General features: G+C 68.5%; 14 protein-coding genes and 2 pseudogenes. All 16 read right to left on the bottom strand.

What is annotated here, in order from left to right; translation table 11 throughout:
- Positions 1 to 231 precede the first annotated feature (231 nt).
- Positions 232 to 1,386, bottom strand: a pseudogene (gene lgt, locus IEW22_RS02475) (prolipoprotein diacylglyceryl transferase); the annotation flags it as partial.
- A gap of 17 nt (positions 1,387 to 1,403) precedes the next feature.
- On the bottom strand, positions 1,404 to 2,201 hold the full coding sequence (trpA, locus tag IEW22_RS02470) for a tryptophan synthase subunit alpha (RefSeq protein ID WP_188584984.1): 798 nt from the start codon (positions 2,199 to 2,201) through the stop codon (positions 1,404 to 1,406).
- Positions 2,198 to 3,499, bottom strand: a complete 1,302-nt coding sequence (trpB, locus tag IEW22_RS02465; RefSeq protein ID WP_188584983.1) for a tryptophan synthase subunit beta — start codon at positions 3,497 to 3,499, stop codon at positions 2,198 to 2,200. Before trpB ends, trpA begins: the two co-directional genes overlap by 4 nt.
- Positions 3,500 to 3,639: 140 nt before the next feature.
- Positions 3,640 to 4,458, bottom strand: a complete 819-nt coding sequence (trpC, locus tag IEW22_RS02460) for an indole-3-glycerol phosphate synthase TrpC (RefSeq protein WP_188584982.1) — start codon at positions 4,456 to 4,458, stop codon at positions 3,640 to 3,642.
- Positions 4,459 to 4,626: 168 nt separating this feature from the next.
- Positions 4,627 to 5,475 carry a TIGR02234 family membrane protein gene (locus tag IEW22_RS02455; RefSeq protein WP_188584981.1) on the bottom strand — a complete coding sequence of 283 codons (849 nt, stop codon included), beginning with the start codon at positions 5,473 to 5,475 and terminating at the stop codon, positions 4,627 to 4,629.
- Positions 5,468 to 7,075, bottom strand: coding sequence for an anthranilate synthase component I (locus tag IEW22_RS02450; RefSeq protein ID WP_188584980.1), 1,608 nt, complete (start codon positions 7,073 to 7,075; stop codon positions 5,468 to 5,470). The genes IEW22_RS02455 and IEW22_RS02450 overlap by 8 nt, the downstream gene beginning before the upstream one ends.
- 4 nt (positions 7,076 to 7,079) lie before the next feature.
- Positions 7,080 to 7,259, bottom strand: coding sequence for a tautomerase family protein (locus IEW22_RS19970; protein WP_229742119.1), 180 nt, complete (start codon positions 7,257 to 7,259; stop codon positions 7,080 to 7,082).
- Between the two features lie 102 nt (positions 7,260 to 7,361).
- Positions 7,362 to 7,706, bottom strand: a pseudogene (hisI, locus tag IEW22_RS19965) (phosphoribosyl-AMP cyclohydrolase); the annotation flags it as partial.
- 151 nt (positions 7,707 to 7,857) lie between these two features.
- Entirely contained in the window at positions 7,858 to 8,631 is a 774-nt protein-coding gene (gene hisF / locus IEW22_RS02440) for an imidazole glycerol phosphate synthase subunit HisF (protein WP_188584978.1), read from the bottom strand.
- A complete protein-coding gene (locus IEW22_RS02435) occupies positions 8,628 to 9,611 on the bottom strand; it encodes an inositol monophosphatase family protein (protein WP_188584977.1) in 984 nt (327 codons plus the stop codon). The genes hisF and IEW22_RS02435 overlap by 4 nt, the downstream gene beginning before the upstream one ends.
- Positions 9,608 to 10,369, bottom strand: coding sequence for a bifunctional 1-(5-phosphoribosyl)-5-((5-phosphoribosylamino)methylideneamino)imidazole-4-carboxamide isomerase/phosphoribosylanthranilate isomerase PriA (gene priA / locus IEW22_RS02430; protein WP_188584976.1), 762 nt, complete (start codon positions 10,367 to 10,369; stop codon positions 9,608 to 9,610). The genes IEW22_RS02435 and priA overlap by 4 nt, the downstream gene beginning before the upstream one ends.
- 8 nt (positions 10,370 to 10,377) lie before the next feature.
- On the bottom strand, positions 10,378 to 10,680 hold the full coding sequence (locus IEW22_RS02425) for a hypothetical protein (RefSeq protein WP_188584975.1): 303 nt from the start codon (positions 10,678 to 10,680) through the stop codon (positions 10,378 to 10,380).
- Positions 10,677 to 11,315, bottom strand: coding sequence for an imidazole glycerol phosphate synthase subunit HisH (gene hisH, locus IEW22_RS02420; protein ID WP_188584974.1), 639 nt, complete (start codon positions 11,313 to 11,315; stop codon positions 10,677 to 10,679). The genes IEW22_RS02425 and hisH overlap by 4 nt, the downstream gene beginning before the upstream one ends.
- Complete coding sequence (gene hisB, locus IEW22_RS02415) at positions 11,312 to 11,932, bottom strand: imidazoleglycerol-phosphate dehydratase HisB (protein WP_188584973.1); 621 nt, start codon at positions 11,930 to 11,932, stop codon at positions 11,312 to 11,314. Before hisB ends, hisH begins: the two co-directional genes overlap by 4 nt.
- Complete coding sequence (locus IEW22_RS02410; RefSeq protein ID WP_188584972.1) at positions 11,929 to 13,074, bottom strand: histidinol-phosphate transaminase; 1,146 nt, start codon at positions 13,072 to 13,074, stop codon at positions 11,929 to 11,931. Before IEW22_RS02410 ends, hisB begins: the two co-directional genes overlap by 4 nt.
- Complete coding sequence (gene hisD / locus IEW22_RS02405; RefSeq protein ID WP_188584971.1) at positions 13,071 to 14,402, bottom strand: histidinol dehydrogenase; 1,332 nt, start codon at positions 14,400 to 14,402, stop codon at positions 13,071 to 13,073. The genes IEW22_RS02410 and hisD overlap by 4 nt, the downstream gene beginning before the upstream one ends.
- Positions 14,403 to 14,467: the final 65 nt, after the last annotated feature.

Genomic DNA, 14,467 nt, shown 5'->3' with positions numbered 1-14,467 from the left:
TTCACCTGACGGTGCAACCGCACAACCAGCGATCACGCAGACCCTCAGGACGTCACTGGCCCGTGGCGAAGAACGCGCGGTTACACGCGCAGTAATCACAAACCCTATCACCGGCGAACACATCGGCCACCGGAGTTCACACGGTTGTCCGGTGACCTGGTCGGTCACACCGATTGACGAGCGGGACACACCGATCGCTCGGCGCGTCGATCAGCTGCGTCGACCCGATGCGCCCTCGGATTCCGTCTGCGCAGCGGTGTCGGGGCGCTCCTGATCACGACCGTCGAGATCCTCCTCGGCGGGGTCCTCGTCGCTCAGGTCCTCGTCGCTCAGGTCCTCGCCGTCCAGGGTGTCGCCGTCGAGATCGTCCTGATCGAGATCGTCGTGACCGGGGTCCTCATCACTCAGGTCCACGTCGCCACGATCGTCGTCATCGAAGTCCTCGTCCCCGAACTCGTCGTCATCGAGAGGGTCACCGTCACTGTCGTACGCAGCGGCATCCTGGTCGATCTCGGGGTGCCGGTGGACCTCGTCGCGTGTCTCCCGCCCCCGTGGCGCGAGCAGGAAGTACACCACCGCACAGGCGAAGACGATGGCCGCGGTGAACAGGTTGATCCGGATGCCGAATACGTGAGTGGCGTGGTCGGCGCGCAGGAGCTCGACGAAGAACCGCCCGGCACAGTACCCGGCCACATACAGGGCGAACAGTCGTCCGTGGCCGATTCGGCCGGTCCGGTCGAGCAGGACGAGCGCGATCACGATCAGCACGTTCCAGATCAGCTCGTAGAGGAAAGTCGGCTGGACGATGGCCACCACATGCCCGGTGGAATGCCCGTCGATGAGACTGGGATCGACGTTGCCCGACTTGTCGATGCGGTCGTAGATCTTCAGGCCCCACGGCAGCGACGTCTCCCGGCCGTAGAGCTCCTGGTTGAAGTAGTTGCCGAGGCGGCCGATGGCCTGTGCGAGCAGGATCGGCGGGGCGATCGCGTCGGCGAAAGGCGGGAGTTTGATGCCCATCCGGCGAGTGGCGATCCAGGCGCCGACGCCGCCGAGCAGCACTGCACCCCAGATGCCGAGCCCGCCGTCCCACACCTTGAGCGCGTCGATGGGCTGTTTGGGTCCGTCGCCGAAGTAGGTACGCCAGTCGGTGGCCAGGTGATAGAGCCGACCACCCACGAGACCGAACGGGACCGCCCAGATCGCGACGTCGAGGACTTCCTGCGGGCGTCCGCCCCGGGCACGCCAGCGACGGTCGCCCCACCAGACCGCGATGATGATGCCGACGATGATGAACAGCGCATATGCGCGGATCGGTAGCGGCCCGAGGTACCAGACCCCCTGCGACGGGCTGGGGATGTAGGCGAGGACGGTCGTGTCGGTCACGCTGCCACCATAGTGAGTCAGGAAGCCACGGCGGCCGAGCGCACACCCTCGGCAAGTTCGCCGACCAATGCGCGCAGGACGTCATCGCCCTCGGCCGCCGCCGAGACGATCGCCGAACCGACGATCACGCCGTCTGCGTAGGACGCGATCTGGGCTGCCTGGGCCCCGCTTCGCACGCCGAGTCCGACGCCGATCGGGATGTCGGAGTGGGCACGGACCCGCGCGCAGAGCTCCGGGGCCGCATCCGACACCGCGTCGCGGGCGCCGGTGACGCCCATCGTGGAGGCGGCGTAGACGAATCCGCGGCAGGAGTCGACGGTCATCGCCAGCCGCTCCTCGGTCGAGGACGGCGCGACGAGGAAGATCCGGTCGACACCGTGCTCGTCAGAGGCGGCGATCCACTCACCGGCCTCCTCGGGGATGAGGTTCGGCGTGATCAGACCGGCACCGCCGGAGTTGGCCAGATCGCGAGCAAAGCGATCGACACCGTATTTGAGGACCGGGTTCCAATAACTCATCACCACCGCATGCCCGCCGGCGTCGGCGATGGCCTGGGTGGCGGTGAAGGTGTCGCGGACGCGGACGCCGTTGGTCAGCGCCAGATCAGCGGCAGCCTGGATGGTCGGGCCGTCCATTACGGGATCTGAATACGGCACGCCGACCTCGATGATGTCGCAGCCGGCCTCGACCATCGAGCGGAAGATCTGCACCGAGGTGGGCACATCCGGATAGCCCACCGGCAGGTAGCCGATGAGGGCCGCACGGCCCTCGCTGCGGCACTGCTCGAACACCGGGCCCAGTCGTGAATCGGTCACTGCGCAGCCTCCTCGCCATCGCCGCTTGCGGCGGGGTTCTTGTCGTCGAACAGCCCGAACCACTCGGCTGCGGTGTCGACGTCCTTGTCGCCGCGTCCGGACAGGTTGACCACGATGATCGCGCCGTCGCCCAGCTCGGGACCGAGCTTGAGCGCACCGGCCACCGCATGGGCGGATTCGATCGCCGGGATGATGCCCTCGGTGCGGCTCAGCAACGACAGGGCGTTCATCGCCTCGGTGTCGGTGATCGGCCGGTACTCCGCCCGGCCGATCTCCTTGAGATAGGCGTGTTCGGGTCCCACACCCGGGTAGTCGAGACCCGCCGAGGTCGAATGGGATTCGATGGTCTGGCCGTCCTCGTCCTGCAGCAGGTACGAGTACGCGCCCTGGAACGCGCCGTGCGAGCCGCCGGTGAAGGTGGCCGCATGCCGTCCGGTCTCCACACCGTCACCGGCGGCCTCGAAGCCGACCAGCCGCACGCCCTCGTCATCGATGAACGGGTGGAAGATGCCGATGGCGTTCGAACCGCCGCCGACGCAGGCGGTGACCGCATCGGGCAGCCGTCCGGCCTGGTCGAGGATCTGGGCGCGCGCCTCCATACCGACGATCCGCTGCAGATCGCGGACCATCATCGGGAAGGGGTGCGGCCCCGCTGCGGTGCCGAAGCAGTAGTAGGTGTCGTCGGCGTTGGTGACCCAGTCGCGCATCGCCTCGTTGATGGCGTCCTTGAGTGTCGCCGAGCCGGTGTCGACGGCCACCACCTGCGCACCCAGCAGCCGCATGCGCGCGACGTTGAGCGCCTGGCGCTCGGTGTCCACCCGACCCATGTAGACCACGCATTCCTGGCCGAGCAGCGCGCACGCGGTGGCCGTGGCCACACCGTGCTGACCGGCACCGGTCTCGGCGATAACCCGGGTCTTGCCCATCCGCTGTGCCAGCAGCGCCTGGCCGAGCACGTTGTTGATCTTGTGTGAACCGGTGTGATTGAGGTCCTCACGCTTGAGGAAGATCCGCGCGCCGCCTGCGTGTTCGCGCAGCCGCGTGGCCTCGAACAGCGGTGACGGGCGTCCCGAGTAGTCGCGCTGCAGCCGGTCGAGTTCGTTGAGGAAGGAGTCGTCGGCGCGGACCTTCTCATAGGTGGTGGTGACCTCGTCGATCACTGCCATCAGCGCCTCGGGTACGTGCCTGCCGCCGAAGACACCGAAGTGTCCGCCCACATCGGGTTCGATCGAAGTGCGCTGCGCGAGACCGGCGCTGGCCCTCGGGAAGTCGGAACGGGATGTGGTGTCGGCTGACATGTTGTGATCCGATCAGGCGTTCCACCAGTGCGCGGCCGGAACGATCCCGGTGTCGCTGGTGATGATGGTTGGGGTCAAATCTGTGGGTCGGGCCGGCCTGCGGCGCTGCGCCGACACCGACCGTCCGTCTGGCGTGGGCGTCAGCGGGCGGGTTTGGGGCACGACGGGTGTGCACCCGCGGTGACCAGATCGGACACCGCTGCACGCGGATCGCCGCTCGTGACGAGACCCTCACCCACCAGTACGGCATCGGCACCCGCACCGGCGTAGGCCAGCAGATCGGCGGTGCCGCGCACACCCGACTCGGCCACCCGGATCACCTCGGTGGGCAGACCCGGGGCGATACGGCCGAAGGTGTCGCGGTCGACGTCGAGCGTCTTGAGGTTGCGCGAGTTCACGCCGACCACGCTGGCCCCGGCCTGCAGGGCCCGGTCGGCTTCTTCTTCGGTGTGGACCTCGACGAGCGCAGTCATACCCAGCGACTCCACCCGGTCGAGCAGGGAGGAGAGCACGTTCTGTTCGAGCGCGGCCACGATCAGCAGCACCATGTCGGCGCCGTGGGCCCGGGCCTCGTGGATCTGATACGGGCCCACGATGAAGTCTTTGCGCAGCACCGGGATGGACACCGCCGCGCGCACGGAGTCGAGGTCGGCCAGCGAGCCGTTGAACCTGCGCTGTTCGGTGAGCACGCTGATGACCCGTGCCCCGCCTTCTTCGTATTTGCGTGCCAGGTGAGCGGGATCGTCGATCTGCGCGAGTGCACCCTTCGACGGGCTCGAGCGCTTGACCTCGGCGATCACGCCGATGCCGGGTTCACGTAGTGCGGCGGCCACATCGATCGGGGCGGCAGCGCGTTCGGCCTGCTTCTTGAGTGTCGCGAAGTCGACGAGGGCCTCGCGCGCCGCGACATCGGCTCGGACACCCTCGATGATCGAATCGAGAACTGACGGCGTGTTCACGGTCGCAGCTAACCCTTTCGGTACTCGGACGTCTGTCGATGCGGCGATCGACGTTCATTCGGCCGGCGAGCCCCCATGCTCCGGCTCGCTCCTCAAAGGGTAACCGCGAGCGAACCCGCAACCGTCACCGGGGCTGGGTGTGGCGGGACTCGGCCGACCGCTCGTCGCTCACCGACCCCGGTCGGTCGGATCCTCGCCGGTGTCGAGTGCATCCCAGAGCATCCGTTCGTTGAGGTCGGTGCCCGAACCGCTCGCGGCAGTCGATTCCGCGTCGTCGGCGTGATCTGCGGAATCGTCACGGGCGACCCGTGCCGACTCACGACCGTCACCGGCCACCGTGTCGGTTGCGGCCCGGTCGGCGAAGACCTGACGTTCGAGTTCGGCGCGACGAGCACCCGGCGAGAGGTACTTGCTGGACATCGACGTGCCCGTCCGGCCAACACGCAGGATGGAGATCGCGGCCACGATCGCACACAACCCGCCGAGGATGGCGACCACGGCCGACCAGCTGTTGGTGGTCATCTGCAGCACCTGATAGCGCGCGGGGATCTCGATCGCCTTGGCGGCATAGGAGGTGTTGTCCCCGGAGGTGAGCAGGGAGATGGCCGGGATCATCACCACCACGCCGATCACGGCCACGATCACGGCGACCAGTCGCTGCAGCCATCCGCGCAGTGCGGCGGTGGCTGCGATGGCGGCCACCAGCACGATCGCGAGCGGGGTCAGCCACGGACTCCAATCGGATCCGTGGACTCGAAACGTCCGTGGCGGCGACATGCCGTCGGCGCCGACCACCGTGGCCCAGGTCATCCGACTGGCCGCCCATAGACAGATCGCGGCGATCGCCAGCAGGAGCGACGAGATCGCCAAGGCCCGGCGTCGCGCCTTCGCCGGATCGGCAGTCTTCTCCGGATTCACTGCCTTCTCCGGGTTCACCGATTTCTCCGTGGCGGGATCCGTGGAGTCCGGCGCCGGGGTGTCCGGGTCGGGGGTTGTGGGGGTCGAGCTGTCAGACATGGTCCTCCGGTGGCGCGGTGGCGGGATCGCCGGTGCGCCGCATGGTCTCGGCTGCGGCGATGGCCCGCAGTACCGCGGTCGCCTTGTTACGGGCCTCGTTGTATTCGTACTCCGGCTCGCTGTCGGCGACGACACCCCCACCTGCTTGCACGAACGCCGATCCGTCGGCGATCAGTGCGGTCCGGATGGCGATCGCGGTGTCGGCATCGCCGGCGAAGTCGAAGTAGCCGACGATGCCGCCGTACAGGCCGCGGCTGGTGATCTCGTGCTCGTCGATCAGTTCCATCGCCCGCACCTTCGGCGCCCCGGTGAGGGTGCCCGCGGGGAAACACGCGGTCACGGCGTCGAGTGCGGTCTTGTCCCCGCGCAGCGTCCCCGACACCGTGGACACCAGGTGCATCACATGGCTGTAGCGCTCGATGTGTCGGTAGTCGCTGACCTTCACCGAGCCCGGGACGCAGACCCGTCCGAGATCGTTGCGGCCGAGGTCGACCAGCATCAGGTGTTCGGCGTTCTCCTTCTCGTCGGCGATGAGATCCTTGCCGAGCAGCACGTCTTCTTCCTCGGTGGCGCCACGCCACCGGGTACCGGCGATGGGATGGGTGGTGGCCACCCCGTCGTGCACGGTGACCAGTGCCTCGGGACTCGACCCGACGATGGTGAACGGGTCGCGGCCGACACCGGGCATCCGCAGGAGGTACATGTACGGGCTGGGGTTCGATGCCCGCAACACACGGTAGACGTCGAGCGGGTCGGCGTCGGTGGCCATCTCGAATCGCATCGATGGCACGATCTGGAACGCTTCACCCGCCCGGATCTCCTCGACCAGACTCGTGACGATCGTGCGGTACGTGTCGAGGTCGCGCTGGACGGTGTAGTCGGGATCGGGCCGGTCATACACCGACACCGTCGACGCCGACGGCGCAGCCAGGGCGTCGGTCATCCGGTCCAGCCGCGCGACGGCGTCCCGGTAGGCCTCCTCGGCCCGGTCGTCTGTGCCGTCCCAGTTGATCGCGTTGGCGATCAACGTGATCGAGCCCTCGTGATGATCGAACGCCGCGAGGTCGGCGGCGAGCAGGAACATCATCGGCGGGAGGTTGAGGTCGTCGACGGTGGTGTGCGGCAGTTTCTCCAGCCAACGCACCGCGTCATAGGCGAGATAGCCCACGAATCCGCCGGTCAACGGCGGCATTCCCGGCAGCGGGTCGGTGGCCAGGATCTCCAGCGAGCGTGCGAGCGCGTCGAGCGGCGCGCCACCACTGGGCGCGCCGGTGGGGACCGTGCCCCACCACGACGCCTCGCCGTCGCTCACCGTGAGCGCCGACGGCGAACCCGCACCGATGAACGACCAGCGCGACCACGAGCGTCCGTTCTCGGCGGATTCGAGCAGGAAGGTCCCGGCGCGATCGCCGGCCAGTTTCCGATAGGCCGACAGCGGGGTCTCGGAGTCGGCGAGCACCTTGCGGACCACCGGGACCACGCGGTGGTCGGCTGCCAGGTTCAGGAACTGCGCCAACGTGGTGGTGCCTGCCTCGCCGCCGTCGGGGATGGCGGTGTCGGGCGTTTCGGCGTGGGCGTCGAGTGTGTGCGAGTCGGTCATCTGTTCAGCCCAGCGGTTCCCCGCCGACACCCCACTGGCTGCGCGGGATCTCGGTGATGGTGACCCACACCGCGTCGGGGCTCTTGCCGGTCGCCTTCGCGTAGGCCTCGGTGACCGCGGCGATGGTCTCGCGCTTCACTCGGTCGGACAGGCCCGGTGTCTGGGAGATCTGGATCAGCGGCATGTGCTCAGCTTCCTGGGTCTGGGTCGTACGGGTCTGGGGCGTACGGGTCTGGGGCGTACGGGTCTGGGCGGTGGGGGTCTGGGGCGTCACGGTGTCGGTGGCGGCTTGCTCGGGCAGGATCGTCCGGTCGTCGAAGCAGGTGTGGGTTCCGGTGTGACAGGCCGCGCCGACCTGGTCGACGGTCATCAGCAGCGCATCCCCGTCACAGTCGAGCTGGATCCGGTGCACGTACTGAGTGTGTCCGCTGGTCTCACCCTTGACCCAGTACTCGCTGCGCGACCGCGACCAGTAGGTCGCGCGACGGGTGCGCATGGTGCGGTCGAGCGCCTCGTCGTCCATCCAGGCCACCATGAGCACGTCTCCGGTGGAGTGCTCCTGCACCACCACGGTGAACAGCCCGTCGGCATTGCGTGTGAGCCGCTCGGCGAGCGATGCGTCCAATGTCATCGAGAACCCACCTTCATCGAAATACCCCACTTCGTCCAACGGTCACCGGCGAGCGCCTCGCACGTGGTCGTTGTCAATCCATCGTCCCAGGTCGTCAGTTGTCCCGGTCGACGGCCCTGTACGTGCGATCGATCAGCCCATCCGCCGCCGATCAGCGCACGACGATCCCGGTCTGGGCCATCGTGGACTTGACCTCGCCGATGGACACCTCACCGAAGTGGAAGATCGATGCGGCCAGCACCGCATCGGCACCGACCTCGACCGCCGGCGGGAAGTCGGCGGCCTTGCCGGCACCGCCGCTCGCGATGACCGGCACCCCCACCGCCGCCCGGGCCGCCTCGATCATCCGCAGGTCGAAACCCCGCTTGGTCCCGTCGGCGTCCATCGAGTTCAACAGGATCTCCCCCACCCCGAGCTCCTCGCCGCGGCGGGCCCATTCGAGCGCGTCGATACCCGTTCCGCGGCGACCGCCGTGCGTGGTGACCTCCCAGCCCGAGGCGGTCGGCGGGTCGGTCTCGGGGACCGAGCGCGCATCCACCGACAGCACGATGCATTGCGAACCGAACCGCCGGCTCATCTCCGAGAGCACGCCGGGTCGCTGGATTGCGGCGGTGTTCACACTGACCTTGTCGGCGCCGGCGCGCAGGAGCACGTCGACATCCTCGACGGTCCGGATGCCGCCACCGACGGTGAGCGGGATGAAGATCTGCTCGGCGGTGCGTTTGACCACCTCGAGCATCGTCGACCGCCCCGAACTCGACGCTGTGACGTCGAGGAAGGTCAACTCGTCGGCACCCTCGGCGTCGTAGCGTGCGGCGAGTTCCACCGGGTCGCCGGCGTCGCGCAGGTTCTGGAAGTTGACGCCCTTGACAACGCGTCCGTCGTCGACGTCGAGACAGGGGATCACTCGAACGGCCAACGTCATGACTCTTGGGTGTCCTCTTCTGTCGGGGTGCCGGGCGCTGTCGGGGTGCCGGGCGCTGTTGGGGCGCTGGTCGCTGCCGGGGTGTTCGTGGCTGTCGGGGTGCTGATGGACGGGGCGAAGTGAGCCGGGTCGCCGAGTCCACGCAGCAGCGTCAGCAGTTCGTCGTGCACTCCCGGGGCACCGGCGAGCACCGAGTGCGATGCGATGGTCCAGGGCTCACCGGCGAGATCGGTGACGATCCCGCCCGCGGCACGCACGAGTGCCACACCGGGGGCGTTGTCCCATGCGTTGTGACCGAACACCACCGCCCCACCCAGCATTCCGGCGGCACAGTAGGCCAGGTCCACACCGGTGCTGCCGAAGAGCCGCAGCCGCGACGAGCGCTTCGAGATCTCGCCGAGCGCGGCGTGGCGCCACCGGCCGGGATATCTCCCGCGCGAGGCCACGTTGAATGCGCCGAAGGAGATCATCGCCTCACGCAGCGAACCGGTGGCCAACGCAGGCCGCGCGACCCCGTTGACGTGCAGGCGACCGCCCGCCACGGCGGTGTAGGTGGTCCCGAGCAGCGGCAGCCACGTCAGGCCGATCACCGGATCGCCGTCGATCAGCAGGGCCGCCAGCATGCCGTCGAGCGGCAGGCCCGCCGAGTAGTTGAAGGTGCCGTCGATCGGGTCGACGACCCACACCACGCCGGTGTCCACCGGCGGTCCGCCGTACTCCTCGCCGTGCACCCCGATCCCGGTCCGCGACGACAGCTCGGAGGCGATGAACCGTTCGAGTTCGAGGTCGAGTTCGGTGGCGAAATCCGAGCCGCCCTTGTCCACCGCCGACCCGGCACCGAGGCCCTCGGTGAATCGCGGGGCCGCCGCGTCGAGGATCGATGCGGCGACGTCGACGAGTCGATCGAGGTCGAGCCCCGCGTCGGCGGCTGAGCGCGCACCCGTGCTGCTCTGCGATCCCGACCGGTCGTGCGACGTCATCGCCGTGCGACCGCCTCGAGTGCCTCGGGCAGGGTGAAACGCCCGGCGTAGAGCGCCTTGCCGACGATCGCGCCCTCGACCCCGCGGTCGGTCAGTCCTGAGATGGCGACGAGGTCGTCGATCGCCGAGACACCGCCGGAGGCGACGACCGGCGCCGAGGCGCGGTCGGCGACCTCGGCGAGGAGTTCGAGGTTCGGTCCCGCCAGGGTGCCGTCCTTGCTCACGTCGGTCACCACGTAGCGCGCACAGCCGTCACGTTCGAGCCTGTCGAGGACCTCCCACAGATCACCGCCGTCGGTGACCCAGCCGCGACCGCGCAGCCGGTAGCCGTGCGGGGCGGTGCCGTCGGGATCGTTGCGGATCACGTCGAGTCCCACCGCGATCCGGTCGCCGTGTTCGGCGATCACCTTCGCGCACCACTGAGGTTGCTCGAGGGCCGCGGTGCCCAGATTGACCCGCCGGCATCCTGTCGCCAATGCCGCGGCGAGCGAGTCGTCGTCGCGGATACCGCCGGACAGTTCCACGTCGACGTCGAGTTCGCCGACCACCTCGGCGAGCAGGGCGCGGTTGTCACCCCTGCCGAAAGCCGCGTCGAGGTCGACGAGATGGATCCACTCTGCGCCGTCGCTCTGCCAGGCCAATGCGGCCTCGCGCGGAGAGCCGTAGGAGGTCTCGGTGCCGGCTGCGCCCTGGACGAGTCGGACGGCCTGACCGTCGGCGACGTCGACCGCCGGCAGCAGTTGCAGGATTGCACCCATCAGATGTGTCATTCCTTTTCGTTGTGCTTGTGCTCGGGATCGTTGTGAGCGTGGTCGTCGCGACCGGCAACGGTGTGTCCGGGCGCATCCTCGTCGGGTGCTGACAGCGCCCGTTCGACCAGGCGGTTGGCGGTGATGCCCATCGCCGCGACCGCACCAACGAGTGTGAGGAGGGCCAGAATCAGCGCGGCGATCGGCGAGAACTGTGCGACGATCACGATGATTACCAGTCCCACCAGCATCACCGCCCCGGCGGCCAGCACCGACAGCACGGCGAGTCGACCGTAGGACAGCTGACGCGGTGCGCTCATGTCAGTGAGCCCACCCAGTTGCGCAACACCTGTGCCCCGGCCTCGCCGGACTTCTCCGGATGGAACTGGGTAGCCGAGAGTGGGCCGTTCTCCACCGCAGCGAGGAATCGGCTGCCATGCGTCGACCAGGTGAGCTTGGGCGCTGCGATCGGCGACCCGTCGCTGTCCATCGTCCAGTGCTGGGCGGCATAGGAATGCACGAAGTAGAAGCGGGTGTCGGCGTCGATCCCGTCGAACAGCACCGAGTCCTGCGGTGTCTCGATGGTGTTCCAGCCCATATGCGGCAGCACCGGGGCGTCGAGGCGGGTCACGGTGCCCGGCCACTCGCCGCACCCCTCGGTGTGCACGCCGAACTCGACCCCCTCGTCGAAGAGGATCTGCATACCCACACAGATGCCGAGCACCGGGCGCGATCCGGCCAGCCGTGAGCCGATGATGCGGGGGCCGTTGACCGCGCGCAGGCCGTTCATGCAGGCCTCGTAGGCGCCGACACCGGGTACCACCAGGCCGTCGGCGGCCAGCGCCGTCTCGGGGTCGGAGGTGACGGTCACCGTCGCGCCGGTGCGTTCGAGTGCCCGCTGCGCCGACCGCAGGTTCCCCGACCCGTAGTCGAGGACCGCGACCGTCACGCTCACAGCGCGCCCTTCGTCGACGGGACCCCTGACTGGCGCGGGTCGTATTCGCAGGCCGCACGCAACGCGCGGGCGACCGCCTTGAACTCGGCCTCGGTGATGTGGTGCTGGTCGCGACCGTGGATCACCTGGACATGCAGCGCGATCCGCGCATTCATGGCCAGCGACTCGAAGACGTGGCGATTGATGATCGTGGAGTACGGCACGCCCGGATAGCCGCCGATGACCGCGGTGAGAAGGTGCTCGGGTTCCCCGGTGTGCACGCAGTAGGGACGCCCCGATACGTCGACGACGGCATGCGCGAGCGTCTCGTCCATCGGGATCCAGGCATCACCGAAACGCCGGATCCCCGACTTGTCACCGAGCGCCTGGCCGATGGCCTGACCCAGGACGATCGCGGTGTCCTCCACGGTGTGATGCGCCTCGATCTCCACGTCGCCTTCGGCGTGTACGGCCAGGTCGAAGCTGCCGTGCGCACCGAATGCGGTGAGCATGTGGTCGTAGAACGGGACACCGGTGGAGATGTCGGTGCGCCCGGTGCCGTCGAGGTCGATCTCCACGACGATCGACGACTCCTTGGTGGTCCGCTCGATCCGCGCGGTCCTGCCGGTGTCAGTCATGCCGTCTCCTGTCCGATCCGGATCGTGCCGGTGAGGCCGTCGGGGGCGATCTGCGCGCTGGCGGCCAGGAATGCGTCGTTCTCCTCGGGCAACCCGATGGTCACCCGCAGCCGTCCGGGGATGCCCACGTCACGGATGAGCACGCCGCGGTCGAGGTAGCGCTGCCACGCCGCTGGTGCGTCGGCGAACTCGCCGAACAGCAGGAAGTTCGCATCGGAGTCGACCACGTCGAATCCGAGCTCACCCAGACGCGCGGCCACCCGGTCGCGTTCGGAGATGATCGCCGAGACTCCGGCCAGAGTGTCGTCACGGTGGCGCAGCGCCGCTCGCGCGGCCGCCTGAGTCAGCACCGACAGGTGGTAGGGCAATCGCACCAGCAACAGCGCCGACACCAGTGCCGGCGCCGCCGCGAGGTAGCCCAGGCGACCACCGGCGAAGGCGAACGCCTTGCTCATGGTGCGCGAGACCACCAGCGTGTCGCCGAACTCGTCGAGGAGTGTCACCGCACTTGGCTGGTCGGAGAACTCCGCGTAGGCCTCGTCGACGATCACCAGACCCGGTGCGGCGGCAAGGATTCGGCGCAGGTCGTCCACGGCGATCGAACCGCCGGTCGGATTGTTCGGCGAGGTGACGAAGACGATGTCGGGGGTGCGTGCGGTGATCTCTCCGACCGCATAGTCGATGTCGAGTCCGAAGTCACGATCGCGGGTGGCGGCCAACCAGGTGGTGTCGGTGCCGTCGGAGATGATCGGGTGCATCGAATACGACGGCACGAAGCCGAGCGCCGAACGTCCCGGACCGCCGAACGCCTGGAGGAGCTGCTGCAGGATCTCGTTGGAACCGTTTGCCGCCCAGAGGTTTTCGGCAGTCAGCTGCACGCCGGTGGCCTGCGACAGGTACTCGGCGAGGTCGGTTCGCAACGCCAGCGCGTCGCGGTCGGGATAGCGATGCAGCACTGCTGCGGCCTCGCGTACCGACGCGGTGACGTCGTCGATCAGCGCCGCGCTCGGCGGATGCGGGTTCTCGTTGGTGTTCAGCGCGTAGGGCACCTCCAATTGCGGTGCGCCATACGGGTTCTTGCCCACCAGGTTGTCCCGCAGTGGCAGATCCGAGAGTGCGACGCGCGCGCCCGGCGCGCTCACCTGCCGGCCCCCGCACGACCGAAGCGGACGGTCACCGCGTCGCCGTGGGCAGGCAGATCCTCGGCCGACGACAGCGCGACGACATGACCCGAGACACCCTGCAGGGCCTGCTCGTCGTAGTCGATGACGTGGACGCCCTTGAGGAAGGTCTGTACCGACAACCCCGAGCTGTAGCGGGCCGATCCGGAGGTCGGCAGCACGTGGTTGGAGCCCGCGCAATAGTCGCCGAGGCTGACCGGCGAGTACGCACCCACGAAGACCGCCCCGGCGTTGCGGACCCGCGCGGCCACGTCGGCCGCGCTGCGCGTCTGCACTTCGAGATGTTCTGCGGCATAAGCATTCACGACATCCACACCGGCGTCGACGTCATCGACGAGGACCACTCCCGACTGGCTGCCCGACAGCGCGGCGAGCACCCGCTCGCGGTGTTTGGTCGACTCCACCTGTTCGGCGACCGCGGCCTCGACCGCGTCGGCGAAGGGCTCACTGTCGGTGACGAGCACCGACGCGGCGAGCACGTCGTGTTCGGCCTGGCTGATGAGGTCAGCCGCCACGAACGCCGGATCGGCCGAATCGTCGGCGAGGATGGCGATCTCGGTGGGCCCGGCCTCGGAGTCGATCCCGACGACACTGCGGCACAGTCGCTTGGCCGCGGTCACATAGATGTTGCCCGGTCCGGTGATCATGTCAACCGGCTCGAGTTCGGTGCCGTCGGTGTCGGTGCCGCCGTAGGCCAGCAGCGCGATCGACTGCGCCCCGCCGACCGCCCACACCTCGTCGACACCGAGCAGTGCGCATGCGGCCAGCACGGTCGGATGCGGCCAGCCACCGAAATCAGCCTGCGGCGGTGAGGTCACCACGATCGACCCGACGCCTGCCTCCTGCGCGGGCACCACGTTCATCACGACGCTCGACGGGTAGACGGCATTGCCGCCGGGCACGTAGAGGCCGACTCGGCTGACCGGGATCCAGCGCTCGGTGACAGCTCCGCCGGGCACCACATCGGTGCGCACGTCGGTGCGGCGTTGCGCGGAGTGCACCACCCGCGCGCGGTCGATCGACTCGATGAGCGCAGCACGCACCTGCGGGTCGAGTGAGTCGCGGGCGGCGATGATCCGATCCGAGGGAACCCGCACCGTCGCCGGACGCACGTGATCGAAGGTCTCGCCGTAGTCGAGGGCCGCTGCGACGCCGCGCTCGCGGATCGCCTGGACCACCGGCGTGACCGTGCCGAGAACCGACTCGATGTCGGTTCCGCCACGCGGGAGCACCCGGCGCAGCATCGCCGTCGACAGGGTGGAACCGCGGAGGTCGGTGCGGGCAAGCATGTATCTCTCCTACAGGGCTGGGTTACCCGTCAAGGATACGGGCAGGTGAGCTCACCGAGTTCACC

Source organism: Gordonia jinhuaensis (assembly GCF_014639795.1).
In the GTDB taxonomy this organism is placed as follows: domain Bacteria; phylum Actinomycetota; class Actinomycetes; order Mycobacteriales; family Mycobacteriaceae; genus Gordonia_B; species Gordonia_B jinhuaensis.
Note: the sequence above shows the minus strand (reverse complement) of the source record. Positions and strands in the feature narration are given on the sequence as shown.

Coding starts and splice junctions, on each gene's coding strand:
- priA (WP_188584976.1), bottom strand. CDS start 10,369: ATGGGTGCAATCCTGCAACTGCTGCCGGCGGTCGACGTCGCCGACGGT.
- IEW22_RS02455 (WP_188584981.1), bottom strand. CDS start 5,475: ATGTCTGACAGCTCGACCCCCACAACCCCCGACCCGGACACCCCGGCG.
- hisD (WP_188584971.1), bottom strand. CDS start 14,402: ATGCTTGCCCGCACCGACCTCCGCGGTTCCACCCTGTCGACGGCGATG.
- trpB (WP_188584983.1), bottom strand. CDS start 3,499: ATGTCAGCCGACACCACATCCCGTTCCGACTTCCCGAGGGCCAGCGCC.
- IEW22_RS02450 (WP_188584980.1), bottom strand. CDS start 7,075: ATGACCGACTCGCACACACTCGACGCCCACGCCGAAACGCCCGACACC.
- hisB (WP_188584973.1), bottom strand. CDS start 11,932: ATGACTGACACCGGCAGGACCGCGCGGATCGAGCGGACCACCAAGGAG.
- IEW22_RS02425 (WP_188584975.1), bottom strand. CDS start 10,680: ATGAGCGCACCGCGTCAGCTGTCCTACGGTCGACTCGCCGTGCTGTCG.
- hisF (WP_188584978.1), bottom strand. CDS start 8,631: ATGACGTTGGCCGTTCGAGTGATCCCCTGTCTCGACGTCGACGACGGA.
- IEW22_RS02435 (WP_188584977.1), bottom strand. CDS start 9,611: ATGACGTCGCACGACCGGTCGGGATCGCAGAGCAGCACGGGTGCGCGC.
- IEW22_RS19970 (WP_229742119.1), bottom strand. CDS start 7,259: ATGCCGCTGATCCAGATCTCCCAGACACCGGGCCTGTCCGACCGAGTG.